The sequence below is a fragment of the Serinicoccus shuyuelongi genome (assembly GCF_045032955.1).
Lineage (GTDB): Bacteria > Actinomycetota > Actinomycetes > Actinomycetales > Dermatophilaceae > Ornithinicoccus.
On record NZ_JBJFZU010000002.1, the window covers coordinates 668,479 to 694,608 of the forward strand.

The 26,130-nt window shown below is 73.5% G+C and carries 29 protein-coding genes; 22 read left to right on the forward strand and 7 right to left on the reverse strand.

The window, feature by feature from the left end:
• Positions 1–3 precede the first annotated feature (3 nt).
• Positions 4–1,086 (reverse strand): DNA integrity scanning diadenylate cyclase DisA, encoded by a 1,083-nt coding sequence (disA, locus tag ACI3EY_RS03360; protein ID WP_405035713.1) that lies wholly within the window; start codon positions 1,084–1,086, stop codon positions 4–6.
• Between the two features lie 126 nt (positions 1,087–1,212).
• Complete coding sequence (radA, locus tag ACI3EY_RS03365) at positions 1,213–2,637, reverse strand: DNA repair protein RadA (protein WP_405035714.1); 1,425 nt, start codon at positions 2,635–2,637, stop codon at positions 1,213–1,215.
• 206 nt (positions 2,638–2,843) lie between these two features.
• On the opposite strand from radA, the gene ACI3EY_RS03370 reads away from it, so the two are divergent.
• From ACI3EY_RS03370 to ACI3EY_RS03475, 22 genes are all read left to right on the forward strand, one after another.
• Positions 2,844–3,770 carry a Ppx/GppA family phosphatase gene (locus tag ACI3EY_RS03370; RefSeq protein ID WP_405035715.1) on the forward strand — a complete coding sequence of 309 codons (927 nt, stop codon included), beginning with the start codon at positions 2,844–2,846 and terminating at the stop codon, positions 3,768–3,770.
• The gene (locus ACI3EY_RS03375; RefSeq protein WP_405035716.1) at positions 3,767–4,570 is read left to right on the forward strand and encodes a sugar phosphate isomerase/epimerase family protein; all 804 of its coding nucleotides are present in this window, start codon (positions 3,767–3,769) and stop codon (positions 4,568–4,570) included. The genes ACI3EY_RS03370 and ACI3EY_RS03375 overlap by 4 nt, the downstream gene beginning before the upstream one ends.
• A 30-nt stretch (positions 4,571–4,600) precedes the next feature.
• Positions 4,601–5,566 carry a proline dehydrogenase family protein gene (locus tag ACI3EY_RS03380; RefSeq protein ID WP_405039416.1) on the forward strand — a complete coding sequence of 322 codons (966 nt, stop codon included), beginning with the start codon at positions 4,601–4,603 and terminating at the stop codon, positions 5,564–5,566.
• A 9-nt stretch (positions 5,567–5,575) separates the two neighbouring features.
• A complete protein-coding gene (gene proC, locus ACI3EY_RS03385) occupies positions 5,576–6,379 on the forward strand; it encodes a pyrroline-5-carboxylate reductase (RefSeq protein ID WP_405039417.1) in 804 nt (267 codons plus the stop codon).
• Positions 6,380–6,452: 73 nt separating this feature from the next.
• A complete protein-coding gene (locus tag ACI3EY_RS03390; protein ID WP_405035719.1) occupies positions 6,453–6,992 on the forward strand; it encodes a GNAT family N-acetyltransferase in 540 nt (179 codons plus the stop codon).
• Between the two features lie 39 nt (positions 6,993–7,031).
• On the forward strand, positions 7,032–8,225 hold the full coding sequence (locus tag ACI3EY_RS03395; RefSeq protein ID WP_405039418.1) for an acetoin utilization protein AcuC: 1,194 nt from the start codon (positions 7,032–7,034) through the stop codon (positions 8,223–8,225).
• Between the two features lie 201 nt (positions 8,226–8,426).
• The gene (locus tag ACI3EY_RS03400) at positions 8,427–8,627 is read left to right on the forward strand and encodes a helix-turn-helix domain-containing protein (protein ID WP_130012700.1); all 201 of its coding nucleotides are present in this window, start codon (positions 8,427–8,429) and stop codon (positions 8,625–8,627) included.
• Between the two features lie 138 nt (positions 8,628–8,765).
• Positions 8,766–8,864: a 30S ribosomal protein bS22 gene (locus ACI3EY_RS03405; protein ID WP_003792170.1), complete on the forward strand. Its 99-nt coding sequence runs from the start codon at positions 8,766–8,768 to the stop codon at positions 8,862–8,864.
• 109 nt (positions 8,865–8,973) lie between these two features.
• Complete coding sequence (locus tag ACI3EY_RS03410; RefSeq protein WP_405035721.1) at positions 8,974–9,255, forward strand: glutaredoxin family protein; 282 nt, start codon at positions 8,974–8,976, stop codon at positions 9,253–9,255.
• Between the two features lie 179 nt (positions 9,256–9,434).
• On the forward strand, positions 9,435–10,100 hold the full coding sequence (locus tag ACI3EY_RS03415; RefSeq protein WP_405035722.1) for a redox-sensing transcriptional repressor Rex: 666 nt from the start codon (positions 9,435–9,437) through the stop codon (positions 10,098–10,100).
• Positions 10,097–11,464 (forward strand): glutamyl-tRNA reductase, encoded by a 1,368-nt coding sequence (locus ACI3EY_RS03420; RefSeq protein ID WP_405039419.1) that lies wholly within the window; start codon positions 10,097–10,099, stop codon positions 11,462–11,464. Before ACI3EY_RS03415 ends, ACI3EY_RS03420 begins: the two co-directional genes overlap by 4 nt.
• Positions 11,461–12,456 carry a hydroxymethylbilane synthase gene (gene hemC, locus ACI3EY_RS03425; protein WP_405039420.1) on the forward strand — a complete coding sequence of 332 codons (996 nt, stop codon included), beginning with the start codon at positions 11,461–11,463 and terminating at the stop codon, positions 12,454–12,456. The genes ACI3EY_RS03420 and hemC overlap by 4 nt, the downstream gene beginning before the upstream one ends.
• The gene (locus tag ACI3EY_RS03430; RefSeq protein WP_405039421.1) at positions 12,453–14,108 is read left to right on the forward strand and encodes a bifunctional uroporphyrinogen-III C-methyltransferase/uroporphyrinogen-III synthase; all 1,656 of its coding nucleotides are present in this window, start codon (positions 12,453–12,455) and stop codon (positions 14,106–14,108) included. Before hemC ends, ACI3EY_RS03430 begins: the two co-directional genes overlap by 4 nt.
• Complete coding sequence (gene hemB, locus ACI3EY_RS03435; protein WP_405039422.1) at positions 14,105–15,097, forward strand: porphobilinogen synthase; 993 nt, start codon at positions 14,105–14,107, stop codon at positions 15,095–15,097. Before ACI3EY_RS03430 ends, hemB begins: the two co-directional genes overlap by 4 nt.
• Before the next feature lie 2 nt (positions 15,098–15,099).
• Positions 15,100–15,573 (forward strand): MarR family winged helix-turn-helix transcriptional regulator, encoded by a 474-nt coding sequence (locus ACI3EY_RS03440; RefSeq protein ID WP_405039423.1) that lies wholly within the window; start codon positions 15,100–15,102, stop codon positions 15,571–15,573.
• A 31-nt stretch (positions 15,574–15,604) separates the two neighbouring features.
• The gene (hemL, locus tag ACI3EY_RS03445; protein WP_405035728.1) at positions 15,605–16,921 is read left to right on the forward strand and encodes a glutamate-1-semialdehyde 2,1-aminomutase; all 1,317 of its coding nucleotides are present in this window, start codon (positions 15,605–15,607) and stop codon (positions 16,919–16,921) included.
• 96 nt (positions 16,922–17,017) lie between these two features.
• Complete coding sequence (locus tag ACI3EY_RS03450; protein ID WP_405035729.1) at positions 17,018–17,740, forward strand: histidine phosphatase family protein; 723 nt, start codon at positions 17,018–17,020, stop codon at positions 17,738–17,740.
• The gene (locus tag ACI3EY_RS03455; RefSeq protein ID WP_405039424.1) at positions 17,737–18,345 is read left to right on the forward strand and encodes a TlpA family protein disulfide reductase; all 609 of its coding nucleotides are present in this window, start codon (positions 17,737–17,739) and stop codon (positions 18,343–18,345) included. The genes ACI3EY_RS03450 and ACI3EY_RS03455 overlap by 4 nt, the downstream gene beginning before the upstream one ends.
• Positions 18,342–19,088, forward strand: a complete 747-nt coding sequence (locus ACI3EY_RS03460; RefSeq protein WP_405035731.1) for a cytochrome c biogenesis CcdA family protein — start codon at positions 18,342–18,344, stop codon at positions 19,086–19,088. Before ACI3EY_RS03455 ends, ACI3EY_RS03460 begins: the two co-directional genes overlap by 4 nt.
• Positions 19,088–20,797 carry a cytochrome c biogenesis protein ResB gene (gene resB / locus ACI3EY_RS03465; RefSeq protein ID WP_405039425.1) on the forward strand — a complete coding sequence of 570 codons (1,710 nt, stop codon included), beginning with the start codon at positions 19,088–19,090 and terminating at the stop codon, positions 20,795–20,797. The genes ACI3EY_RS03460 and resB overlap by 1 nt, the downstream gene beginning before the upstream one ends.
• A complete protein-coding gene (ccsB, locus tag ACI3EY_RS03470; protein ID WP_405035733.1) occupies positions 20,794–21,786 on the forward strand; it encodes a c-type cytochrome biogenesis protein CcsB in 993 nt (330 codons plus the stop codon). Before resB ends, ccsB begins: the two co-directional genes overlap by 4 nt.
• A complete protein-coding gene (locus ACI3EY_RS03475) occupies positions 21,783–22,031 on the forward strand; it encodes a DUF4229 domain-containing protein (RefSeq protein WP_405035734.1) in 249 nt (82 codons plus the stop codon). Before ccsB ends, ACI3EY_RS03475 begins: the two co-directional genes overlap by 4 nt.
• A gap of 57 nt (positions 22,032–22,088) precedes the next feature.
• Here the strand turns inward: ACI3EY_RS03475 and ACI3EY_RS03480 are convergent, their stop codons facing one another.
• The 5 genes from ACI3EY_RS03480 to ACI3EY_RS03500 all read right to left on the reverse strand — a co-directional run bounded on the left by ACI3EY_RS03480 (position 22,089) and on the right by ACI3EY_RS03500 (position 26,125).
• Positions 22,089–22,961, reverse strand: coding sequence for a 1,4-dihydroxy-2-naphthoate polyprenyltransferase (locus ACI3EY_RS03480; RefSeq protein WP_405035735.1), 873 nt, complete (start codon positions 22,959–22,961; stop codon positions 22,089–22,091).
• Between the two features lie 11 nt (positions 22,962–22,972).
• The gene (locus ACI3EY_RS03485; protein ID WP_405035736.1) at positions 22,973–23,245 is read right to left on the reverse strand and encodes a PLDc N-terminal domain-containing protein; all 273 of its coding nucleotides are present in this window, start codon (positions 23,243–23,245) and stop codon (positions 22,973–22,975) included.
• Between the two features lie 18 nt (positions 23,246–23,263).
• The gene (gene menE, locus ACI3EY_RS03490) at positions 23,264–24,397 is read right to left on the reverse strand and encodes an o-succinylbenzoate--CoA ligase (protein WP_405039426.1); all 1,134 of its coding nucleotides are present in this window, start codon (positions 24,395–24,397) and stop codon (positions 23,264–23,266) included.
• A complete protein-coding gene (locus ACI3EY_RS03495; protein ID WP_405039427.1) occupies positions 24,394–25,050 on the reverse strand; it encodes a hypothetical protein in 657 nt (218 codons plus the stop codon). Before ACI3EY_RS03495 ends, menE begins: the two co-directional genes overlap by 4 nt.
• A gap of 130 nt (positions 25,051–25,180) precedes the next feature.
• The gene (locus ACI3EY_RS03500) at positions 25,181–26,125 is read right to left on the reverse strand and encodes a 1,4-dihydroxy-2-naphthoyl-CoA synthase (protein WP_405035739.1); all 945 of its coding nucleotides are present in this window, start codon (positions 26,123–26,125) and stop codon (positions 25,181–25,183) included.
• Positions 26,126–26,130: the final 5 nt, after the last annotated feature.

Sequence of the window (26,130 nt, forward strand, 5' to 3'; positions counted from 1 at the left end):
GGCTCAGATGTAGCGCTCGAGGATCGAGCTCTCCGCCAGCCTCGACAGCCCTTCGCGGACCGCCCGGGCTCGTGCCTCACCGACCCCGTCGACCTCCATCAGCTCGTCCAGCCCCGCCGAGAGCAGGGTCTGGAAACTGCCGAAGTGGGCGACGAGCCGGTCGACGATAGCCCCGGGCAGCCGCGGTATGCGGTGCAGCAGCCGGTAGCCGGAAGGGCTGAGCTGCTGGTGGTCCATCCCGTCGCCGATGACGGTCAGGCCCAGGCAGCGGGCGACCGCGGCCAGGTCGAGGAGCTCGGTGCTGTCCAGCGCGGCCAGGGCCTCCTGCACCGTGGTCGTGGTGCGGTCGCTGTCGCCGGCGCCGATGTAGTCGCGGACCACCAGCTCACGTTCGCGGGCGACGCCGCCGGTCAGCTCCTCCAGCTGCAGGCCGATGAGCCGACCGTCGATGCCGAGCTCGACCACGTACTGCTCGATCTCGTCGCTGATCCGGCGCACCATCTCCAGGCGCTGCAGCACCGAGGCGAGGTCCCGCACGGTCACCAGGTCCTCGATCTCGAGGGCCGACAGGCTGGCGCCCACCTCGTCCAGCCGGGCGCGGTAGCGCTCCAGCGTCTGCAGGGCCTGGTTCGCCTGCGCCTGGATCTGGATGCGCTCCTCGAGCACATGCCGGGTCGAGCCGACGTAGAGGGCGATGATCGACATCGACTGGCTGACCGAGATGACCGGGTATGCCGTCTGCTTGGCGGTGCGTTCCGCGGTGCGGTGCCGGGTGCCGCTCTCCCGGGTCTCGATGGTGCGGTCCGGAGCGAGCTGGCTGGCGGCCCGGACGATCCGGGAGCCGTCGCGCGACAGCACGATGGCCCCGTCCATCTTGGCCAGCTCACGCAACCGGGTGGCGGAGAACTCCACGTCCAGCTCGAAGCCGCCGGTGCTGATCGAGTCGACGGTGCGGTCGTTGCCGAGCACGATGAGTGCACCCGTCCGACCACGGAGGATGCGCTCCAGGCCGTCCCTCAGGTCGGTCCCGGGCGCGACGGCGGCCAGCGTCTCCCTCAGCAGATCGTCGTCCTTGCGCTCAACCACTGGTGCTCCAACGCCTTCCGCGGAGGGCGCTGGCTCCCTGCGACGGCCAGCAGTCCCTGTGCGCTGATGATAGGCGGCGCCGATGCGTGACGATCAACGGCCCGGAGGATCTTTATGGATTCTTGATCAGCGGGGCATCGGGGCCTCCCGGGCGTGGTGTCGGGCGGCAGCGGCGCCGTTGGTGCTGCCCGCGGCGGCCAGCACCAGGGCGACCGCGTCGCTGAGCGTGCCCACCTCGTGCACCCGCATACCGGCCGGAGGGCGACCCTCGGTCAGGGAACCGAGCGGGATGACGGCCTCGGTGAACCCGATCCTGGCCGCCTCGGCCAGTCGGCGGGGTGCGCCGGTCACCGGGCGCAGGTCCCCGGAGAGCCCGACCTCCCCCACCGCGATGGTGCTGACCGGCAGCGCCAGGTCGGCCTTGGCGCTGGTCAGTGCCAGGGCCAGGGCCAGGTCGACCGCGGGCTCGGACAGGCGCACCCCACCCACGGTCGAGGCGTAGCAGTCGTCCTTGGCCAGCGGCACCCCGCCGCGCTGCCCCAGGACGGCGAGCACCATGGCCAACCGGGCCGGGTCCAGCCCGCTCGTGGTGCGCCGTGGGGACCCGGCGGCGGCCTCGCTGACCAGGGCCTGCACCTCGGCCACCAGGGGGCGGCGGCCCTCCAGGGTCACGGTCACGCAGGTGCCGGGCACCGGGCGGTCCCGGCTGCTGAGGAATAGCCCGCTGGGGTCGGCCAGGCCGGAGATGCCGGCGTCGCCGAGATCGAAGCACCCCACCTCGTCGGTCGGTCCGAAGCGGTTCTTCACCGCCCGCACGAGGCGCAGCCGGCTGTGCCGCTCCCCTTCGAAGGCCACCACCACGTCGACCAGGTGCTCGAGCACCCGCGGTCCAGCGATGCCGCCGTCCTTGGTGACGTGCCCGATCAGCACGGCGGCGGTGCCGCGCGACTTGGCGGCCTGGATGAGGGCGGACGCGACCTCGCGGACCTGCCCCACGTTGCCCGGGGCTCCTTCGACATCCGCGCTCGCGACGGTCTGCACCGAGTCGACGATCAGCAGGTCCGGGTCGGTCTGCTCGACCTGCCCGAGGATGGTGGCGAGATCGGTCTCGGAGGCGAGGTAGAGCCGGTCCGCGACGGCCCCGATCCGCTCGGCCCGCAGCTTCACCTGGGCCGCCGATTCCTCCCCGGAGACGTAGAGGACCGTCTGTCCCTCGCGGGCCGCACGGGCGGCCACGTCCAGGGCCAGGGTGGACTTGCCGATCCCCGGCTCACCGGCCATCAGGACCACGGCCCCGGGCACGATCCCGCCACCGAGCACCCGGTCGAACTCGCCGACCCCGGTGGAGCGGGCCTGCGCCGCATCGGCGTCGACGGAGGCGATCGGGACCGCGGGCCGCGCGGGGGAGACCGCCGTCGTGCGCACCGAGGAGGTCGCCCCGACCTCGGCCACGGTGCCCCATGCCTGGCACTCCGCGCACCGTCCGACCCACTTCAGCGCCTGCCAGCCGCACTCGCTGCAGCGGTATGCCGCTCTGCTCACCTTTGCCACGTGCGCCAGCGTAGGCGGCGGCGACGACACACCCGGCCACGGCCGTGCGAGACGCTCTGATGGGCATACCGAGACGCCCGGATGGGCACGACGAGACGCCCGGATGGGCACGACGAGACGTTCGGACGGGCATACCGAGACGCCCGGATGGGCACGACGAGACGCTCGGTCGGAGGTTCACGGGTTGGTGCGGCATCATGGCCCGCATGCGACTCGGTGTCATCGACGTGGGCTCGAACACGGTCCATCTGCTCGTCGTCGACGCCCAGCCGGGTGGGCACCCGATGCCGGACTACTCGCACAAGGTGGAGCTGCGGCTGGCCGAGCACCTCACCCCCGAGGGGGACATCAGCGAGGAGGGCGCGGGGCTGCTCGCCGGCTTCGTGGCCGACTGCGTCGACGTGGCCGAGAGCCGGGGGGCCACCGAGCTGCTCGCCTTCGCCACCAGCGCTATCCGGGACGCCGGCAACACCGAGGCCGTGCTGGCCCAGGTCAAGGACGCCTCCGGCGTGGAGCTCGACATCCTCCCCGGCGAGCAGGAGGCGCGGGCCACCTTCCTGGCCGTCCGTCGCTGGTTCGGCTGGTCCGCCGGCCGGCTGCTCATGGTCGACATCGGCGGGGGCTCCCTGGAGCTGGCCGCCGGCCTCGACGAGGAGCCGGACGTCGCGGTCTCGCTGCCGCTCGGGGCGGGACGGCTCAGCCGCGAGCTGGCGCACGACCCGCCGCACGCGGCCGAGGTCAAGGCCCTGCGCAAACGCATCCGCTCCGAGGTCGCCACCGCCCACCCCGCGCTGACCAAGGTCGGTGCCCCCCAGCTGGTCGCCGGCAGCAGCAAGACGGTCCGTTCGCTGGCCCGGGCCTGCGGCGCGGCTCCCCGTGGTGACGGGCTCTTCGTCCCCCGGACGCTGCGCCGCGACGACCTGGCCGCGCTGACCCCCCGGCTGGTCTCGATGACCGCCGCGCAGCGGGCCGCCCTCCCTGGTGTCTCGACATCCCGGGCCCGGCAGCTCGCGGCCGGTGCCCTGGTGCTGGAGGCCGTGCTGGACCTGGTCGACATCGACGAGCTGGCGGTGAGCCCCTGGGCCCTGCGCGAAGGTCTCATCCTGCGCTTCCTGGACGGCCTGGGCCGATGAGCGACCACATCCCGGTCCACCTCTCGACCTCCTCGGTCTACCCCGAGAACGCCGCCTACGCCTTCGACCTCGCTGAGCGGCTGGGCTACGACGGCGTGGAGATCATGGTCTGGACCGACCCGGTCACCCAGGAGGCCGGCGCGCTGAAGGCGCTGGCCAGGCTGCACCGGCTGGAGATCGGCGCCATCCACGCGCCGACCCTGCTGCTGGCGCAGCGGCTCTGGGGCTGGGAGCCGTGGGGGAAGGTGGAACGTGCCCTCGACCTGGCCCTGGACGTGGGCGCCCAGTGCGTCGTCGTGCACCCGCCCTTCCGCTGGCAGCGCGGGTATGCCGAGAGTTTCGTCGAGGGGGTCGCGCAGCGTCAGGAGCGCTGGGGGCTGCCGATCGCCGTGGAGAACATGTTCCCCTGGCGTACCGGGGCCTCGGCGATGCAGGCATACCTGCCCGGGCCGGACCCGCGCGACTACCCCTACAGCGACGTGACCTTCGACATCAGCCACGCGGCCACCGCCGGCGTCGACGCCCTGGAGATGGCCCGGGACCTCGGCCCGCGCATCCGGCACCTGCACCTCGGCGACTCCTTCGGCTCGTTCAAGGACGAGCACCTGGTGCCCGGCCGGGGTGACCAGCGGTGCCAGGAGGTCCTCGAGCACCTGGTCCGGATCGGCTTCGGCGGGGTGGTCAGCCTCGAGGTGGGAACCCGCAAGATGAAGCCGGCGGAGCGCGAGCAGGCGCTCGCGGAGTCGCTGGCCTTCGCCCGCCGGCACCTCGGCCAGGGCCACCTCCCGGGTGCCAGGTGAGCCGCTCGGCCCGAGGCGTAGCCTGTGCGCATGGACCTCGCTGACCTCAACCCCTCGGCGCTGATGCGACAGACGCTCCTCGGTGCCAGCCGCAACACCCAGCTCCGGACCGCCGTCGAGAAGGCCCCGATGAGCCGCGACGTGGTGAAGCGCTTCGTCGCCGGTCAGGACACCGACGCCGCGGTGCGGGTGGCCTCCGAGCTGGTGCAGAGCGATCGCCGGGTCACCATCGACTACCTCGGCGAGGACACCCTGGACCCGGAGCAGGCCTCGGCCACCCGGGAGGCCTACCTGGAGCTGCTGGCGGCGCTGTCCGAGGCCGGCCTCACCGCCGAAGGCCAGGTGGAGGTGAGCCTCAAGCTCTCCGCCCTGGGCCAGTTCCTGGGCCGCGACGGTCACAAGATGGCGCTGGAGAACGCCCGGGCGATCTGCCAGAGCGCGGCCAACTCCGGCACCACGGTGACCCTCGACATGGAGGACCACACCACCACCGACCCGACCCTGGCCGCCCTCGCCGAGCTCCGCCAGGACTGGCCGTGGGTCGGGGTCGCGCTGCAGGCCTACCTCTACCGCACCGAGCAGGACTGCCGGGATCTCGCCCACGAGGGCTCACGCGTGCGGCTGTGCAAGGGCGCCTACAAGCAGCCCGAGTCGGTCGCCTACCAGGACAAGGGTGACGTCGACAAGTCCTTCGTCCGCTGCCTCAAGGTCCTCATCGAGGGCGAGGGCTACCCGATGGTCGCCAGCCACGACCCGCGGCTGGTGGAGATCGCCACCGTGCTGGCCGACAAGGCCCGGCGCGCCCCGGACAGCTACGAGTTCCAGATGCTGCACGGCATCCGCCCCGACGAGCAGCTCCGGTTGGCCGCGGACGGGCACGCGCTGCGGGTCTACCTGCCCTACGGCGACGACTGGTACGGCTACCTGGTGCGGCGGATGGCGGAGCGGCCCGCCAACCTCACCTTCTTCCTGCGCGGTCTGGCGACCCGGGGCTGAGGGACGCCGATGACGATCGCGCTGCTGGGCGCCGGGGTGATGGGCGGCACCCTGGCGGCCGCCCTCGTCCGCTCCGGTCATGATCCTGATCAGCTGGTCCTCAGCGACCGGGTGGTCGAGCGGGCCGAGAAGGTGGCCACCGAGCGCGGCACCCGGTATGCCGAGCCGGCCGAGGCGGTCGCCGGCGCCGACGTCGTGGTGCTCGCGGTGAAGCCGCAGGACATGGAGGCGCTGGTCGGGCAGATCCGTGACCACGTCCGCCCCGACGCCCTGGTCATCTCGATCGCGGCCGGGATCAGCACCGGCTTCCTGGAGCGGCGGCTGCCCGAGGGCACCTCCGTGGTCCGGGTGATGCCGAACACCCCGGCGCTGGTGGACCAGGGGATGTCGGCGATGAGCCCGGGGCGGCACTGCACCGACGAGCACCTGGCCCGGGCCCGCGCCCTGATGGAGCACGTGGGGCGGGTGATCGTGCTCGACGAGCAGCACCAGGACGCGGTGACCGCCATCAGCGGCAGCGGGCCGTCCTACATCTTCTACGTCGTCGAGGCGATGATCGAGGCCGGCGTGCTGCTGGGCCTGCCACGGGACACGGCGACCGAGCTCGTCGTGCAGACGTTGTATGGTGCCGCCACGATGATCCGCGAGACGGGGGAGCACCCCACCGTCCTGCGGGAGCAGGTCTCCAGCCCCGGCGGCACCAGTGTCGCCGCCCTGCGGGCCCTGGAGGACCACAAGGTCAGGGCGGCCTTCCTGACAGCCATGGAGGCCGCCGCCAACAGGTCGGCAGAGCTGTCGCCGCGCGAGGAGTGAGACCGGGTGGTGGTCACCCGGAGTTCACCCTGACGCGGGCGAGGGTGCGAGACCGTGTGAAAGAGTAGGGACTATGACTGAGATTCACGTGCGCGTCCTGGCCCCGGAAGAGTGGCAGGCCTACAAGGACGTCCGTCTGCGTGCGCTGCGTGAGTCACCGGAGGCCTTCGTCGCCTCCGCCAGCGAGGAGGAGGACTTCGAGGACGCCCGCTGGGAGCAGCGGATGGAGCGGTCCCGGAGGATCCTCGCGCTGGACGACGACGAGGTGGTGGGTGTCGTCAGCGTCGGCACCGGCCATCGCACCAACATCCCCGGCGCCGGGGAGCTCTTCGGCCTCTGGGTCGCGCCCGCCCGTCGCGGGTCCGGCGTCGCCCGCCGGCTGCTGGAGAAGGCCGCGGACGTGGGCCGCGAGGTCGGTCTGCGCCAGCTCGTCTACTGGGTGGGCACCGACAACGGCCGGGCGGTGGCCTTCGCCTCCAGCTTCGGGTTCCGGCCCACCGACGACCGCCGCGAGATGCGGATCCGGGGCGTCGACGCGGACGACGCGGAGTCGGAGGAGATGATGATGGTCTACCCGCTCGGTGACTCCGCCGGGGTGCCGACCTCCCTCTGACCGGTCGGGCTGCGCCCTCCCGTGGTCTAGCGTGAGCCCATGGCGCTGACGCAGTCGTGGGTGATGTGGGACGAGCGGTACTCCGCCTACGACTTCGGTCCCGGCCACCCGATGCACCCCAGCCGGCTGGACCTGACCCACCGGCTCGCCGCGGACCTGGGGCTGTTGGACCACGACGACGTGCTCGTCCGCCCCGCCCGGCACGCGAGCGACGAAGAGCTGCTCCGCGTCCACACCATCGACCTGCTGGAGGCGGTACGGGCGGCCTCCGCGGACCCCGGCTCGGCCCACGGGCGGCAGGGGATCGGCACCGAGGACAACCCCGCCTTCTCCGGCATGCACGAGGCGACCACGCTGGCCGTCGGCGCCACCCTGGAGGCCTGCGAGGCCGTCTGGTCCGGCCAGGTGCTGCGGGCGTGCAACATCGCCGGCGGGCTGCACCACGCGATGCCGGAGGCCGCCTCCGGCTTCTGCGTCTACAACGACATCGCGGTGGGCATCCAGCGGATGCTCGACCAGGGCGCCGAGCGGGTCGTCTACCTCGACCTCGACGCCCACCACGGGGACGGCGTGGAGCGCTGCTTCTGGAACGACCCGCGGGTGCTGACCGTCTCGTTGCACGAGACCGGCCGGGCGTTGTTCCCCGGCACCGGCTTCCCCGGCGACATCGGCGGCCCGCGGGCCCAGGACAGCGCGGTCAACGTCGCGCTGCCCCCGGGCACCGGGGACGAGGGGTGGCTGCGTGCCTACCAGGCCGTGGTCCCGACGGTCGTCCGGGCCTTCGACCCGCAGGTCGTGGTGAGCCAGCACGGCTGCGACTGCCACTACTCCGACCCGCTGGCGCACCTGTCCGTCTCGATGGACGCCCTGGCCGTGGCCTACGGCTGGGTCCGCGAGCTGGCCGACGACCTGGCCGGGGGGCGCTGGGTCTCGTTGGGCGGTGGGGGCTACCAGCTGGTGGACGTGGTCCCGCGGGCCTGGACCCACCTGATCGGGGTGGTCACCGGCCGCCCGGTCGACCCGGGCACGGCCACCCCGGACAGCTGGCGCCGGCACGTCGAGCAGACCTACGGGGTGCCCGCCCCCGAGGTGATGGGCGACCGCGGTGGGCGCGAGATCCGCTACGGGAGGTGGGAGGACGGGTTCGACCCGGAGGACCCGGTGGACTCGGCGATCATGGCCACCCGCCGGGCGGTCTTCCCCGGTTGGGGACTGGACCCCTACCTCGACTGACACGCACGACTCCTGCGCCCATATAGACCCTCTGGTATGCATCTGCCACATTCGGCGTGTCTCACTGGACCTGTTCCGCCTCAGGACTTTCGCGGCGAGCACTTGTGCCCCTAGTGTTAGGGCCGACAACCAGACGTGGGACCGCGGCCGGAGGGGAAGCCGAGCGCGGAGCCCGCACAGGAGAGAGACGGGAAACGTCCTATGGCTGATGAACGCCAGCTCGGCGAGATGACCTTTATGACCGTGGCCGAGGTGGCCGCCGTGATGCGCGTGTCGAAGATGACCGTGTACCGGTTGGTCCACTCGGGCGAGCTGCCCGCCGTGCGGGTCGGCCGGTCCTTCCGGGTCCCCGAGAAGGCGGTGCACGCCTACCTGGAGGAGTCCTACCACGGCACCGCCTGAGCGGGAGCCGGGTCCGCGCGGTTTTGGGCAGGGCAACGCTGGGGTTAGGCTGAGGCGACTGTTGTGCAGCGCCCCAGCGCGCTCGAGGCCAGGGTCGCCGCTGCACCACCACGACCGACGAGACGAAGGATGCGCCCCATGGGCTCTGTGATCAAGAAGCGCCGCAAGCGGATGGCGAAGAAGAAGCACCGCAAGCTGCTGCGCAAGACGCGTCACCAGCGTCGCAACAAGAAGTGACCAGGCACGTCCTGACAGCTCACTGACATGGCGCCCTCCCGCATGCGGGACGGGCGCCATCGTCGTCCCGTGGCCGTCCTCGGCCCCGTCCCCAGGCAGGAGGTGAGGTATGCCGTGGCGCCGCCGGCTCCGTGAGCCCGAGGTGGTGATGCTCTCCCGCCCGGGTTGCCACCTGTGCGAGGAGATGCTGACCGTCGTCTCACCGCAGGCACCACGGCTGCAGGTCCGGGACATCGACGCCGACCGGGACGCCGGCCGGATGGACGCCGCCACCCATGACGGCTGGACCAGCCTGCTGCCGGTGCTGCTCGTCGACGGGGAGCAGGTGGCGCACTGGCGGGTCACCGCCGAGGAGGTGCGGGTGGCGCTGCGCGCCGCCCGCCGCCGCTGACCGGTGCCCGCCGCCGCTGCCCCGGCATGCCGCCGCCAGGTGCCGCCGCCAGGTGCTCGTTTTGGTGGATGGCAGGGGTCGAGCCTAGAGTTGAGGGGTCCGCGCCGACCGGTGCGCATGGGTCTGATATAAGCCCCCTCGGTCGACGCCATCCATGGAGAGGAGCCGGTGTCGCCGTGATGGCCGAGTCGAACCGGCGCGGTGTGCCGGAGGCCACCGTCGGACGTCTCCCGGGTTATCTGCAGGCACTGACCGCGCTCGCCGAGCAGGGCCGGTCCTCCGTCTCCAGCGACGAGCTCGGAGCGCTGGCCGGCGTCCGCTCCGCCCAGGTGCGCAAAGATTTGTCCCACCTCGGCTCCTACGGCGTCCGCGGCGTCGGCTACGACACGGGCCGGCTGGCGGAGCAGGTCTCCGCGGAGCTGGGCCTCACCCAGGACTGGCCGGTCGTGATCGTCGGCATGGGCAACCTGGGCCGGGCCCTGGCCGCCTACGGAGGGCTCGCCTCCCGGGGTTTCCGGGTGGTCGCGCTGGCCGACGACGACCCCGAGGTCGTGGGCACCCGCGTGGAGGGGCTGGAGGTGCAACGGCTGGACGGGCTGGTGACCGCCGCCCCGGTGACCGTCGGCATCATCACCACCCCACCCGATGCCGCCCAGCAGGTCGCCGACTCCCTGGTGGGCCTCGGGGTGCACTCCATCCTCACCTTCTCCTCCGGTGCGCTGCACGTCCCGGAGGACGTGGACGTGCGCCGGGTGGACCTGGCCACCGAGCTGCAGATCCTGACCTTTCACCAGCACCAGCGGTCGCTGGCGCTGGCATCCCGACCCGTGGAGGGAGCCTCGTGAGCGTCCTGGTGGTGGGCCTGTCCCACCGATCCGCACCGATCGACCTGCTGGAGCGGGTGGTCCTCGACGCCGAGGGCGCCCGCGGCCTGGCGACCCGGCTGCGGGCCGGTGAGCACGTCGAGGAGGTCCTGGTCCTCTCGACCTGCAACCGGCTCGAGGTCGTCGTCGAGGCCGCCACCTTCCACGGCGCCCTCGAGCAGATCGGCGTGGCGCTCGGGGAGATCAGCGGCCTCGGGGCCGAGGAGCTGGCGACCCACCTCTTCGTGCACTTCGACGACCGCGCCGTGTGCCACCTCTTCGAGCTGGCCTGCGGGCTGGACTCGATGGCGGTCGGGGAGAGCCAGGTGCTGGGCCAGCTGCGCGACGCCCTGGCCCGCGCCCAGCGGTACGGACACCTGGGCCCCTCGCTGAACCCGCTGGTCCAGCAGGCCCTGCGGGTGGGCAAGCGGGCGCACGCCGAGACCGCCATCGACGACGTCTCCCGCTCCCTGGTCACCCTCGGCCTGGACCGCGCCCGCAGCGTCCTGGGCGAGCTGGGCGGGGCCCGCACCGTGGTCCTCGGCGCCGGTGCGATGTCCGGCCTGGCCGTGGCCACGCTGGTCCGCGAGGGCGTCACCGACCTGGTCGTGGTGAACCGCACGCCGGAGCGCGCGGCCCGCCTCGCCGCCCAGCACGGTATGCGCAGCGCCGGCTGGTCCGAGCTCGCCGAGGAGGTGGCCTCCGCCGACCTGGTGCTCACCTGCACCGGCGCCGTCGGGCACGTCCTCGACGCCGCGACCCTGGCCCGGGGCCGCGCCGGCACGGGCCGCGACGAGCAGCCCGTCGTGCTGCTGGACCTGGCGCTGCCCCGCGACGTGGCCGCGGAGGCCGCCGAGCTGCCCGGCGTGCACCTGTGGGGTCTGGCCGAGCTGCAGCAGGAGGCCTCCGGCGCCTCCGCCGAGGACGCGCCGGACGCCGAAGCCGGTCCGGTCCGCGCGGTGCGCGAGCTGGTCACCAGCGAGGTCGCCAGCCATCTCACCGAGCGGCACACCGCCCGCCTCGGCCCCACCCTGGCGGCACTGCGCAGCAGCGCGGCCAGGGTCGTCGACGCCGAGATGGCCCGGCTGGACCAGCGGCTGCCGCACCTGCCCGAGGACGAGCGGGCCGAGGTGCGGCACACCGTCCGGCGGGTCGTGGACAAGCTGCTGCACACCCCGACCACCCGGGTGAAGCAGCTGCAGGCCGGTCGCGAGCCGGCCGACTACGCGCACGCGCTGCGCGAGCTGTTCGACCTGGACAGCCGCGAGGTCGCCACGGTCTCCACCCCACCGCTCGGCGTCGCCGACAGCGTCTCCGAGATCACCGGGGAGGTCGGCCGGCGATGACCCCGCAGCCCCTCCGCCTGGGTACCCGCGCCAGCGCCCTGGCCACCAGCCAGTCCGGCTGGGTGGCGGACCGGCTGCGCGCCGCCGGTCACCAGGTGGAGCTGGTGCGGGTGACGACCGAGGGGGACACGTCCCGCCGCAGCCTCACCGAGATCGGCGGCACCGGGGTCTTCGCCTCGGCGCTGCGGGACGCGCTGCTCGAGGAGCGGATCGACCTGGCCGTGCACTCCCTCAAGGACCTGCCGACGGCCCCCTGCCCCGGTCTGACCGTGGCCGCGGTGCCGGAGCGGGAGGACCCCCGGGACGTGCTCGTCGCCCGCGACGGGTTGACCCTCACCCAGCTCCCGGCGGGCGCCGTCATCGGCACCGGCTCCCCGCGCCGCGCCGCCCAGCTCGCCCTGGCCCGCCCCGACCTGCAGGTCAGGGACATCCGCGGCAACGTGGACAGCCGGATCCGGATGGTGCGCGACGGCACCGTCGACGCGGTGGTGCTGGCCCGGGCCGGGCTGGCCCGCCTGGACCGCCTGCCCGAGGCCACCGAGGTGCTGGACACCGCCCTGATGGTGCCTGCCGCCGGCCAGGGGGCGCTGGCGATCGAGTGCCGGGAGACGGACCGCGAGCTGGTCGACCTGCTCGCCTCCGTGCTGGAGCACGAGGACACCCGCACCGCCGTCACCGGCGAGCGGGCCGCGCTGTCCGCGCTGGAGGCCGGCTGCACCGCACCGGTCGGCGTGCTCGGCTCCCTGGAGTCCTCCACCGCGGCGGGCGAGGGCATACCCGCCTCCCCGCCCACCCTGACCCTCCACGCGTTCGCTGCCCTGCAGACCGGGCCGCAGCGGCACGTGGCCACCGGCGGGAGCGCCGCTCCCGCCGAGCTCGGCCGGTCCCTGGCCGAGCACCTGTTGAACCGTCCCGACCCCACGGGCGCCGCGGCCGCACAGCGGTCCGCGTCTCCGGACGTGGGGTCACACACACCGGAGTCCGACCTGTGAGCACCGACGCCGCCCCTGTCCACCTGACCCACCCGGACGCCCCCGCGTCCGCGGCCCGGATCGCCTTCGTCGGCGCCGGGCCCGGGGATCCCGGTCTGCTCACCGTGCGGGCGAGGGAGTACCTCGCGGCCGCCGACGTGGTCCTCCTCGACACCCTGCACCGCGAGGAGGAGCTGAGCCCGTGGACCAAGGAGGACGCGGTCTTCGTGCTCACCACCCGTGGCGAGGGCGGGCCTGCGCTCACCCCGGCCGCCCGCGCGAAGCTGCTGGTCCGCACCGCCTCGAAGTACGACGACGCCACCCACCTCGTGGTCCGGCTGATGGACGGTGACGCCACCGCCTTCGGCGGACTCGCCGGTGAGGCCCTCGCCTGCCGCGACGCGGGCGTCCCGTTCGAGATCGTGCCGGGCGTGAGCACCGCCTGGTCGGTGCCGGCGTATGCCGGGATGCCGCTGTCCGGGGACGGGCAGCACAGCGAGGTGCACGTCCTGCACGCGGGGGACAGCTCCGTCGACTGGTCCCTGTCGGTCGCGACGGACGTCACCGTGGTGGTGCTCGGCTCCGGTGACCAGCTGCGCAAGGCGCTGCGCCAGCTCGCCGACGCGGGCCGCCCCGGCGACAGCCCGGTGGCGCTCACCGAGAACGGCACCACCGTCAGCCAGCAGACGTACGTGCAGACCCTGGACGAGGCCATCGCGACGATGGCCGCCGACGATGCCCCGGCCGCGACCGTGGCGGTCGTCGGCCCCTCGGTCGAGCTGCGCTCCGAGCTGTCCTGGTGGGAGTCCAAGCCGCTCTTCGGCTGGTCCATCCTGGTGCCGCGCACCAAGGAGCAGTCCGGCCCGATGACCGACCGGATCGCGGCCTACGGGGCCAGCGCCTCGGTCGTCCCGACGATCAGCGTGGAGCCCCCGCGCACCCCGCAGCAGATGGACCGTGCGGTCCGGGGCCTGGTCACCGGCCGCTACGAGTGGATCGGGTTCACCTCCGTCAACGCCGTCCGCGCGGTGCGGGAGAAGTTCGAGGCGCTCGGGCTGGACGCCCGCTCGTTCGCCGGGCTCAAGCTCGCCGCCGTCGGCGGGGTCACCGCGCAGGCGCTGCGTGAGTGGGGCCTGGAGCCGGACCTCGTCCCCGAGGGGGAGGAGTCCGCCCGTGGGCTGCTCGAGGTCTGGCCGCCCTTCGACGAGGTGCTCGACCCGATCAACCGGGTCTTCCTGCCCCGGGCCGACATCGCCACCGACACGCTCGTCGCCGGGCTGCACGAGATGGGCTGGGAGGTCGACGACGTCACCGCCTACCGGACGGTGCGGGCCGCGCCGCCGGCCGCGCCGGTCCGGGAGGCGATCAAGGGTGGCGCCTTCGACGCCGTCTGCTTCACCTCCTCCTCGACCGTCCGCAACCTGGTGGGCATCGCCGGCAAGCCGCACCCCAACACCCTGGTGGCCTGCATCGGCCCGGCCACCGCCAAAGCCGCCGAGGAGCACGGGCTGCGGGTGGACGTGGTGGCCCCGGAGCCGAGCGCGACGCGCCTGGTCGACGCGCTGGCCGAGCACGTGCGTGCGCTCGCCGCGCAGGCGCAGGCGGACGGCGAGCCGCTGGTCCGACCGAGCGAGCGCAAGGCGGCTCCGCGGCGTCCCCGGAACCGGCGGTGACCGAGGTCTCCCGGCCGCACGAGCGGCCACGCCGGCTCCGCGCCACCCCGGCGCTGCGCCGCCTGGTCGCCCAGACCCGGCTGCACCCGGCGGAGCTGGTGCTGCCGATGTTCGTGCGGGACGGCATCACCGCGCCTCAGCCGATCGGCTCGATGCCCGGGGTCCTGCAGCACACCCCCCGGAGCCTGGTCGAGGCGGCCCGGGAGGCGGTCGACGCCGGTATCGGCGGGATCATGGTCTTCGGCGTGCCCCGGGACGAGGACAAGGACCCGGTCGGCAGCTGCGGGTTGAGCGCCGACGGGGTGCTCAACCGGGCGCTGGGGTCGCTGCGGGACGCGCTCGGCGACGACACGGTCCTGATGAGCGACCTGTGCCTGGACGAGTTCACCGACCACGGGCACTGCGGGGTGCTGGACGACCACGGGCGGGTCGACAACGACGCCACCCTCGAGGTGTACGCCCGGATGGCGGTGGCGCAGGCCTCTGCCGGTGCGCACGTGGTCGGCCCCAGCGGGATGATGGACGGCCAGGTGCGGGTGGTCCGCGAGGCGCTGGACGGCGCCGGCCACCAGGACACCTCGGTGCTGGCCTACACCGCCAAGTACGCCTCGGCCTGCTACGGGCCCTTCCGGGAGGCCGTCGCCTCCACCCTGACCGGTGACCGGGCCACCTACCAGCAGGACCCGGCGAACCGGACAGAGAGCCTGCGTGAGCTGCGCCTCGACCTGGCCGAGGGCGCGGACATGGTGATGGTGAAGCCGGCCCTGCCCTACCTGGACGTGCTCAGCGACGCCGCGGCCGCCACCGACGTGCCGGTCGCGGCATACCAGGTGAGCGGGGAGTACGCGATGATCGAGGCGGCCGCCGCCCAGGGGTGGCTGGACCGGGACCGGATGGTGCTGGAGACGCTGACCTCCATCCGCCGCGCCGGGGCTCGGGCGGTGCTGACCTACTACGCCGTGCACGCCGCACGGCTGCTGGAGGGGTGACGATGACGCGCTGGCTCGACGACGGGGAGCAGCGGGCCTGGCGCGCGATCCTGCGCTCGTGGCGGCTCATCGAGGGCGTCCTCGAGGAGGCCCTCGACGAGCTCGGGGTCTCGGTGGGGGAGTACGAGCTGCTGAGCATGCTGTCCGAGGCGCCCGAGGGACGGCTGCGGATGGCCGAGCTGGCCCACCTGGTGGTGCAGTCGCGCAGCCGCGTGAGCCACACCGCCACCCGCCTGGAGCACCGCGGCTGGGTCGAACGGCTCCGTTACCGGCAGGACGGGCGGGGCGTGGTGCTGGCCCTCACCGACCAGGGCCGGGTGGAGCTCGACCGGCTCGCCCCGGTGCACGTGGAGAGCGTACGCCGGGCGCTGCTGGAGCACGTCACCCGCGACGAGCTGATCGCCCAGGGGGACGCGATGCGCAAGGTGGTCCGCGCTATCCGGCACAGCGACGACCAGGCGACCGACGCCCTCTGAGACGGCTCCCGCCTGCGCCTAGGCTGGGACGATGAGCTCCGAGCGCTACCCCGACGCCGCCCCCGCCTCCGAGGCCCTGCTGACCCGGGCCCGGGCCGTGATCCCGGCCGGGGTGAACTCGCCGGTGCGGGCGTTCCGGTCGGTGGGCGGCACCCCACGGTTCATCACCCGGGCGCAGGGGCCGTGGCTGTGGGACGCCGACGGCCGCCGCTACCTCGACCTGGTCTGCTCCTGGGGCCCGATGATCCTGGGGCACCGGCACCCGGACGTGCACGCCGCGGTGCTGGAGGCCGCCGACGAGGGCTTCTCCTTCGGTATGCCGACCGCCCGGGAGGTGGCGCTCGCCGAGGAGATCGTGGCCCGGGTGGAGCCGGTGGAGCAGCTGCGGCTGGTCAGCTCCGGCACCGAGGCCACGATGAGCGCGATCCGGCTGGCCCGCGGCTTCACCGGCCGCTCCGTGGTGGTGAAGTTCGCCGGCTGCTACCACGGGCACGTGGACGCGCTGCTGGCCTCGGCCGGATCCGGGGTCGCCACCTTCGGGCTCCCGGACAGCCCGGGCGTCCCGGCCAGCGCGGCGGCGGAGACGATCGTGCTGCCCTACAACGACGTCGCCGCCCTGGAGGCCGCGTTCGCCGAGCGCGGCGACGAGATCGCGGCCGTCATCACCGAGGCCGCGGCCGGCAACATGGGGGTCGTCCCGCCCGAGCCCGGGTTCACCGACGCGTTGCGCCGCGTCACCAGCCGGCACGGCGCGCTGCTGGTCAGCGACGAGGTGATGACCGGCTTCCGGTGCTCGCGCTCCGGCTGGTTCGGGCTGGAGGGGGAGCCGGAGGGCGGCGCCCCCGACCTGTTCACCTTCGGCAAGGTGATGGGCGGCGGGATGCCCGCGGCCGCCTTCGGCGGCCGGGCCGACGTGATGTCCATGCTGGCGCCCGAGGGCCCGGTCTACCAGGCCGGCACGCTCTCCGGGAACCCGTTGGCGTCGGCCGCGGGGCTGGCCACCCTGCGCGGGTGCACGGACGAGGTCTACCAGCGGCTCGACGAGGTCAGCGAGACGCTCGCGGGGGCGGTCACCGACTCCTTCAGCCGGCACGGCATCCCGCACCGGATCCAGTGGGCCGGCTCCATGTTCAGCGTCTTCCTGCGGGAGGGCGCGGTCCGCTCCTACGACGACGCCCAGGACCAGGACAAGGAGCTCTTCGGACGGTTCTTCCACGCCATGCTGCGGCGCGGGGTGCACCTGCCGCCGAGCTGCTTCGAGTCCTGGTTCGTCTCCGCCGCGCACGACGACGAGGCGGTCGAGCACGCGGTGGACGCCATCGAGGAGTCGGCCGCCGAGGTCGCCTGAGACTCGGCTCGGCCTCGTCCCGGGGCTGCCTCGGCGCTGCCCCGAACGGGCCGAGGGCCTCAGTGCCCGCCCAGGCTGACGTGGGACACTGAGGGCATGGTGCCCCCCGGTGACGTAGCCCCGCGGTCGGAGCCCGCCGACGCAGGCCCCCGCACGCTGCACGACGGCACGCCCGTCACGCTGGTGCACGTGGTCCGGCACGGGGAGGTGCACAACCCCGAGCGGCTGCTCTACGGGCGGCTGCCCGGCTACCACCTCTCCGACCTGGGCGAGCAGATGGCCCGGGCCGCCGCCGACCACCTGGCCGGTCGCGACATCGTCCGCGTGGTGTCCTCCCCCCTGGAGCGCGCCCGGCAGACCGCGGCCCCGGTGGCGCAGGCATACCGGCTGCCGGTGGAGGTCGACGAGCGGCTGACCGAGAGCGGCAACCTCTTCGAGGGGCAGAGCATCGCGCACAGGATGCTGCTGCAGCCCGAGCGTTGGCCCGCCTACGTCAACCCGTTCCGGCCCTCCTGGGGTGAGCCCTACGCGGAGATCGCCGACCGGATGCGGCTGGCGCTGGACGAGGTCCGGGAGAGCGCGGCGGGGCACGAGGGCGTCGTCGTCAGCCACCAGCTGCCGATCGTCACGCTGAGCCGCTCGCTGACGGGTCAGCGCCTCTGGCACCACCCGCGGCGACGCCGCTGCAGCCTCGCCTCCGTCAGCACCGTCCTCTTCCACGGGGTCCTCCCCGTGCGGGTGATGTATGCCGAGCCTGCCGCCCACCTGCTGGCCGCCGCCGTCGACGTGACCGGGGGCACCGGGCAGGTGCCTGCGTGAGCGCGCGCCGACGGCGCAGCGGCCCGGCGGTGGCCCTCGTCGCCCTGCTCGCGCTCGCCGGGTGCGCCGGGGACGAGGGCACCAGCATCACCGAGCAGATGCGGCAGGGGGACGACAAGGGCTACGTGGCCGGGGACGGTCAGATCGAGCGGCTCGCCGCCGACGAACGCACCACCACCGTCTCGCTGGAGGGGACGACCCTCGAGGACGAGCCGTGGTCCTCCGCCGACCACGCCGGACTGGTGCTGGTGGTCAACGTCTGGGGCTCCTGGTGCGGGCCGTGCGTGGCCGAGGCCCCTGACCTGGAGCAGGTCGCGACGGAGCTGGAGGAGTCCGGTGAGCCGGTCGAGTTCATCGGGGTGAACCACCGCGACACGGTGCAGAACGCGCTGGCCTTCCAGCGCACCCATGAGGTGTCCTACCCCTCGCTGGTCGACGACGGGGGACGCACGCTGGCGCAGCTCGGCGGCCTGGCCGTCGCCCGGCCGACCACGCTGGTGCTGGACGGGCAGGGGCGTCTTGCCGCACGGGTGAGCGGTCAGGTGGACGCCACCACCCTGCGCGGCCTGGTCGACGACGTCCTGGCGGACGGGGCCACCGGGTGAACGAGGTCGTCCTGTCCGGCCCGCTGGTGCTGGCCGCGGCCCTCGCCGCGCTCGCCGGCCTGGTCGCCTTCGCCTCACCGTGCGTGCTCCCGCTGGTGCCGGGCTTCCTCGGCTACCTGGGCGGGATGGGGCCGGCCGGTGCACGCCCGGAGCAGGTGGGCCGCGGCCGCCTGATGCTCGGTGCGGTGCTCTTCGTGCTCGGCTTCACCGTCGTCTTCCTGGCCATGAGCGTGGTCATCAGCGGGCTGGGCCTGGCGCTCACCCAGCACCAGGGCCTGCTGCTGCGGGTGGCGGGGCTGGTGGTGGTCGCGCTCGGTGTGGTGATGCTGGTGCAGCCCGGCGGGGGCTGGCAGCTGCGCTGGCGCCCGGCGGCCGGGCTGGCCGGCGCGCCCCTGCTGGGGGTGGCCTTCGGGCTGGGGTTCACCGCCTGCACCGGGCCGGCGCTGGTCGCGATCCAGACGCTGGGCACCTCGATCGTGCCCGGTCAGGAGCAGGTGACCCGGGCGCTGGTGCTGGGCACCGCCTACAGCCTGGGCCTGGGGGTCCCCTTCCTGCTGGCGGCGGCCGGGCTGAGCTGGCTGTCCCGGACCTCCCGCTGGCTGCGGGACCACTACCTGGTGATCCAGCGGACCGGCGGTGCGCTGCTGGTGCTGCTGGGTCTGCTGATGATCTCCGGTGTGTGGGCCGGCCTCACCGCCTGGTTGCAGGCGCAGCTGGTCACCGGCTTCGAGACGGTGATCTGATGGCCCGCGGCAACGACAAGGGCAACCCCACCGGCAACCCCACCAGCGGCGCGGTCGACGTGGAGGCGGGCACCGAGCGCATCGAACCCAGCTACCCGAAGAACCGCGCCAGCCTCGGCGGCCCGCGGTTGGGACCGCTGGGCTGGGCCCGGTGGGCCTGGCGCCAGCTGACGAGCATGCGGACCGCGCTGGCGCTGCTCCTACTGCTGGCGGTGGCGGCCATCCCCGGCTCGATCTTCCCGCAGCGCGGCGTCGACCCGACCCGGGTGCGGCAGTACTTCGTGGACGACCCCGAGCTGGCCCGCTGGCTGGACAGGTTCTCGCTCTTCGACGTCTACTCCTCGCCGTGGTTCGCGTCGATCTACCTGCTGCTGATGATCAGCCTGGTCGGCTGCATCCTGCCCCGGACCAAGGCGCACGTGCGGGCGATGCAGGCGCCCCCGCCGCGGATCCCGTCGCGGCTGTCCCGGATGCCGGTGCACCGGCATACCGTGGTGGACGCGGACCCGGACGCCGTCACCGAGGCCGCCCGGGCGGTCCTGCGGCGGCGTCGGTACCGGCTGCGCGAGGAGCCCGAGGGTGCGAGGGTCGTCGCCGCGGAGAAGGGCTACCTCAAGGAGACGGGGAACCTGATCTTCCACGTCGCCCTGCTCGGGGTGATCATCTCGGTGGCCGCCGGGCACCTCTTCGGCTGGCGCGGGGAGATCATCATCAAGGAGGGGGAGTCGTGGACCTCGGGGGCGGGCACCTTCGACACGCTCACCCTGGGGCCGCTGGTCGACGAGGGGGACATTCCCAGCATCACCGTGCAGCTGGACCGTCTGGACGTGGAGTTCGAGAGCGAGGCGACCGGCGCCCAGTTCGGGCAGCCGCGACGGTTCTCCGGGGTCGCCACCGTCGAGGAGGAGGGTGAGGACACGCGCACCGAGGAGTTCGCGGTGAACGCCCCGCTGTCGGTGGGGAACAATTCCTCGATGTTCCTGCTCGGCAACGGGTATGCCCCGGTCGTCACCGTCCGCGGCCCGGACGACGAGATCCTGTTCTCCGACGCGGTGACCTTCCTGCCGCAGGACGACACCTACTCCTCCGAGGGGGTCGTCAAGGTCACCGGGCGCGACCCCGGGCTGGGCCTGGTGGGCGGGTTCCTGCCGACGATCAACGCGGACCCCGAGCTGGGGATGACCTCCTCCTTCCCCGGCCTGGCGGACCCGGCGCTGGTCCTCACCGCCTTCGAGGGCGACCTCTTCCCCGACGGGCGGGCGCAGTCCGTCTTCTCGATCGAGACCGAGGAGATGGACCAGCTCATGCTCGACGAGGACACCCCGGTCAGCATGCTGCTCCGGCCGCAGGAGACCTACGAGCTGCCCGACGGGACCGTCGTCGAGTTCGAGGACGTGGTCCGCTGGGGCGGTCTGCTGGTCCGGCACGACCCGGGCCGGCTGCCCGCGCTGGTCTTCTCGGGGATGACGCTGCTCGGGCTGGTGATGATGCTGGCCGTGCGCCGCCGCCGGGTCTTCGTCCGCGTCGAGCCCGCGGGTGGGGCGAGCGAGGGGCCGCCGGATCAGCGGCATACTGGAGTGAGCGTCGCGGGCCTGCCGAAGGGCACGGACCCCGGCCTGGAGGACCTGGTCGAGAAGGTGCTGGCGGACGTCGTCGGTGCCGTCGGGACAGGTCGACCTACCGCAGCACGAGACGAGGACGAGCGATGACCGACCCGACCCTGGCCCAGGCCAGCGACTACGCGATCTGGGGCGCCATCGTGGTGCTCGCGCTGGCGATGCTGGCGTTCTCGGTGCACCTGGCGGTGACCGGGGCCCGGACCCAGCGGCGCGCCGAGGTGGCCGCCCGGGAGCCGGTGGCCGTCGGAGCAGCCGGGTCCCCGGGCGGCACCGACCTCGACGACCGAGCCGCGGACCCGACCGCAGCGGACCCGTCCGGGCGTCCGCCGTCCCGCGGCTGGGGGGTGGCCGGGCTGCAGCTGACCTGGCTGGCGACCTTCGCCGTCATCGCGGGGACCGTGCTGCGGGGGATGTCCGTGGACCGGGCGCCGCTGGGCAACATGTACGAGTTCGCCCTGGTCACCGCGTCGTTCGCGCTGCTGGTCTACTCCGCGTGGAGCCTGCGCCAGGACCGGCTGTGGCTGGGGGCCTTCGTCGTCGTGCCGGTGCTGGCCATCCTGGGCGCGGCCAAGCTGTGGTGGTACACCGAGGCCTCGCAGCTGATGCCCGCGCTGGACGACATCTGGCTGATCATCCACGTCACCATCGCCACCCTGTCGATCGCGCTGTTCACCATCGGGGCGGCGCTGGCCACCGCCTACATGTTGCGTGAGCGGGCCGAGACGAACGGCTCGGTGCGCGGTTGGCTGGCGGCGCTGCCCGGTGCCGTGACGCTGGAGCGGATCACCTACGGCATCCACGTCTTCGCCTTCCCGCTGTGGACGTTCGCGCTGATCTCCGGCGCCATCTGGGCCGAGCAGGCCTGGGGCCGGTACTGGGGCTGGGACCCCAAGGAGACCTGGACCTTCGTCATCTGGGTGGTGTACGCCGCGTACCTGCACGCGCGCGCCACCAGCGGCCTGACCACCCGGAAGGCGACCTGGGTCGCCATCGCCGGTTTCGCCTGCATCATCGTCAACTACACCGTCGTGAACCTGCTGATGACGGGACTGCACTCCTACTCCGGGGTGGCCACGTGATCGTCGCCCGCTACACGGTGATGCGGCTGCTCATCTTCATGGGCTTCTTCGCGCTGGGCCGGCTGCTGACGCTGAACGTGCTGTGGTCGGCGGTGCTGGCCGCGGTGGCCTCGATGGTGGTCTCCTACTTCCTGCTGGCGCGGGACCGGGACCGGCTGGCGGCCAGCCTGGAGCAGCGGGTCAGCAGCCGGATCGAGCGGCGCAGGGCCCGGGTCGACGAGGAACGGGTCGACGAGGACGAGTAGCGGCGTCGGGGTCGTTGCACCGACGTGGGTGCGTGCCGCCCCGGCCGGGCGACCCGCTCAGGAGAGCAGGAGACCGGCGGTCAGCGCGACGGCATACCCCAGCTGGAGGATCCCGGTCTGCACCAGGGCCGGCAGCAGGGCGGGACCGTAGGCCTCGCTGGTGACCAGCCGCACCGGTCGCCACGCCAGCGGTGCGGCGAGCAGCCCGAGCAGGGCCCACGGGTGCGCGAGCGCGGCGACGACGACGGCCAGCAGGGCGCCGACGACGAGCGCGGCGTAGAGCCGGCGGGTGCGCCGGAAGCCGATCCGGACCGCGAGGGTGCGCTTGCCGGCGGCGCGGTCGCCCTCCAGGTCGCGCAGGTTGTTGGTGACCAGGATGGCGCTGGCCAGCAGGCCGCACCCGACCGCCCCGGCGTAGGCGGCGAGGTCGAGCTGCTGGGCCTGGGTCCAGGTGGTGCCGAGCACCGCGAGCAGCCCGAAGAAGAGGAAGACCATGACCTCGCCGAGGCCGCGGTAGCCGTACGGCTTGGCCCCGCCGGTGTAGTGCCAGGCCGCCCACAGGGCGGCCAGGCCGAGGAGCAGCAGCAGCCACGCGCCGGAGAGCGCCACCAGGGCCAGCCCGGCGACGGAGGCGCCGAAGAAGGCGGCGAAGGCAGCGGTCCGGACGTTGGCCGGGTCGGCGAGCCGCTGCCCGACGAGACGCACCGGCCCCACCCGGTCCTCGTCGGTGCCGCGGATGCCGTCGGAGTAGTCGTTGGCGTAGTTGACGCCGACCTGGAAGCCGAGTGCGACGACCAGGGCGAGCACGGCCAGCCCGGGTTCGGCGCCCCCGAGCGCGTGGGCGGCGCCGGTGCCGACCAGGACCGGGGCGATCGCGGCGGGCAGGGTGCGCGGACGAGCGCCCCCGATCCACTGGGAGAGGGTTGCCATGCGTCTGTCCCCTACAGGTCTCTGAGGAAGTCGGGGTCGTCGTCCGGCCCCAGCGGACCACGCGGTGGGCCGGGGCGTCGGGTGCCGAAGATGACGTCCAGGATGCTGCGGGGCCTGCCCGCGATCAACCAGGCGATGCCGCCGAGGACCGGGACGAGCAGGACCACCGCGACCCACAGGAGCTTGGGCAGGCCACGCACCCGGCGGCTCTCCGTCTGCACGGCGTCGACGACGCAGTAGACGGTGAACGCGAGCAACGCCACAGCGATGACGACGCGAGGCACGTCCCGCCCCCTTCCTGGTCAGTGAGGGTGAAGGTCCATTCTGCCACCCGCGGCGAGCAGATCACGCGCCGCGGCGCGGTCCGGCTTGCCGCTCTCCAGCAGGGGCAGGGCCGGGACCACCTCGGCCTGCCGGGGGAGGGCGTGCGGGGGCAGGGCGGTGGCCAGTGCGGAGCGGAGGGTGGCGACGCTCGGGCCGGTCGGCGTCGTGCCTGCCGCGCCGTCCGGGGGGACGACCAGGGCCGCGACCCGGTGCCCCCACTCGGGGTCCTCGACCCCGACGACGAGGGCGTCCTGCACCTGCGGCAGGGCCCGCAGGGCACGCTCCACGTCGGCCGGTTCGACGTTGTGGCCCCCGGTGACGATGACGTCGTCGACCCGGCCCAGGACGGTGAGCCGCCCGTCGGCCGGGTCGAGGACCCCCCGGTCGTCGGTGAGGAACCAGCGCCCGTCGGTGTCCTCGACGAAGCGTTCGGCGCTGAGCGCGGGGTGCTCCGGGTAGCCGTCGGCCAGCACCGGACCACCCAGCCGGATGCGCTGCTGCGCGCCGATCCGGACCTGCACCCCGGGCAGCGGTATGCCGTCGTAGACGCACCCACCGCAGGTCTCGGACATGCCGTAGGTGGTGACCACCCGGACCCCGGTCTGCCGGGCGGAGCACAGCAGGTCCGGGTCGGTGGCCGAGCCGCCGAGCAGCACGGCGTCCAGCCCCTGGAGCGCCCGGACCCCCACCTGGTCCTTGAGGAGCCGGTGCACCTGGGTGGGCACCAGCGAGGCGTAGCGCCGCGCGTCCGGGTCGAGCCGGGCGACCGCAGCGGCGAAGCTGTCCACGGTGAACGGCGCCCCGGGATCGAGGGCGACCGGTGCGGTGCCTGCGAGCACCGACCGGGCAAGCACCTGCAGCCCGGCGACGTGGTGGGTGGGCAGCGCCAGCAGCCACTGGCCGTGGCCGCCGAGGACGTCCGCGGTTGCCTCACCGGAGGCCCGGAGCGCTCGGGCGGGGAGGCTGACCTGCTTCGGGCGGCCGGTCGACCCGGAGGTCTGCACCAGGACGGCGCCCCCCTCGTGGGCGAGCAGGCGGGTCAGCGGTGCGCCCAGGTCGGCCCAGCCGGCACCGGGCGTGACCCGCAGGGGGGCAGGCCCGGCGGCGCTCACGGGGCCTGGAGGAAGCGGTCCACGTCCACGAACCACTCGTCGTCGACCTTCACCAGGGTGATGCTCGACCCGCCCATCGACTCGGCGAAGAGCTCGGAGTAGTTGTCCTGGTCGATGACGGCGGTGTCCCCGTCGACGTCGGCGCCGACGATCTGCATCGCCTCGAGGATGCTGCGTCCCTCCTCACCGAGCCCCTGGGCCTCCACCGCACCGGCCATCGTGTCCGGCAGCTGCTGCCGGCACAGCTCGAGGTCCTCGTCGACGTCCCGCATGGGGCGGGTGGTGTCGGTGAAGGAGAGCATCAGGTCGCAGGCCGCGGGGTCCGCGTCGACCAGCGCCAGCAGGAACTCCTTGGCGCGGTCGGCGGCGGCCTGACCCTCGGCGCCGCCCTCGACCTCCCCGTCGCCGGTCGCGTCGGCGGTCCCGGAAGCGGCGTCACCCTCGGCCTCGCCGCCGGCGGGGGGTGCGGTGGTGGCGGTGGTGTCGTCTCCCGGTGCGGGGGCGGTCGTCGCGGTGGCGCCGTCGTCGTCGGCGCCGGCCTCCTCGTCGGCCGTCTCGGTGGGGGCCGAGACCTCCACCACGTCGGCGTCCCCGGAGCAGGCACCGAGCAGCAGGAGGGGAGCGGCCAGGAGGGCTGTCAGCGGTCGTCTCATCACAGTTCTCCCTGCTCGCAACGGTCCTCGGGTGACGCGTCCAGTCTCGCACGGTGCGCGGGGTCGGCACCCCGGGAACGGCCCCGGCGCCGACCTGTGCACCGGCCCCGGTCCGGCTGGGCCACGGGGATCAGAAGTACCACGGGTACCCGCTCCAGTCGGGGGTGCGCTTCTCCAGGAAGGAGTCGCGGCCCTCGACGGCCTCGTCGGTCATGTAAGCCAGCCGGGTCGCCTCGCCGGCGAAGACCTGCTGGCCCATCAGGCCGTCGTCGGTGAGGTTGAGCGCGAACTTGAGCATGCGCTGCGCGGTGGGGCTCTTGCCCAGGATCTCGCGGGCCGCCTGGACCGCCTCGGTCTCCAGGTCTGCGTGGTCGGCGACGATGTTCACCGCACCCATCCGCTGCATGGCCTCGGCGTCGTAGGCTCGACCGAGGAAGAAGATCTCCCGGGCGTTCTTCTGCCCGACCATCTTCGCCAGGTATGCCGACCCGTAGCCCGCGTCGAAGCTGCCGACGTCGGCGTCGGTCTGCTTGAAACGTGCGTGCTGCCGAGAGGCGACGGTGAGGTCGCAGACCACGTGCAGCGAGTGCCCGCCGCCGGCGGCCCAGCCGTTGACGACGGCGATCACGACCTTGGGCATCGTCCTGATGAGCCGCTGCACCTCGAGGATGTGCAGGCGACCGCCCTGCGCTGCGACCCGGGCGGCGTCCACCGTGTCGGAGGTGTCCCCCTGCGCATACTGGTAGCCGCTGCGGCCGCGGATCCGCTGGTCGCCACCGGAGCAGAAGGCCCAGCCGCCGTCCTTGGCCGAGGGGCCGTTGCCGGTGAGCAGGACGACCCCGACGTCCGGGCTCATCCGCGCGTGGTCGAGCACCCGGTAGAGCTCGTCGACGGTGTGCGGGCGGAAGGCGTTGCGGACCTCGGGACGGTCGAAGGCGATCCGGACGCACCCCAGGTCGACGTGCCGGTGGTAGGTGACGTCGGTGAGGGTGGGGCCGTCCAGGTCCTCGACCGGGCGCCACCGGGTCGGGTCGAAGGGGTTGCCGTCAGCGGTGTCGGTGCTCTGCTCGTCCACGCAGG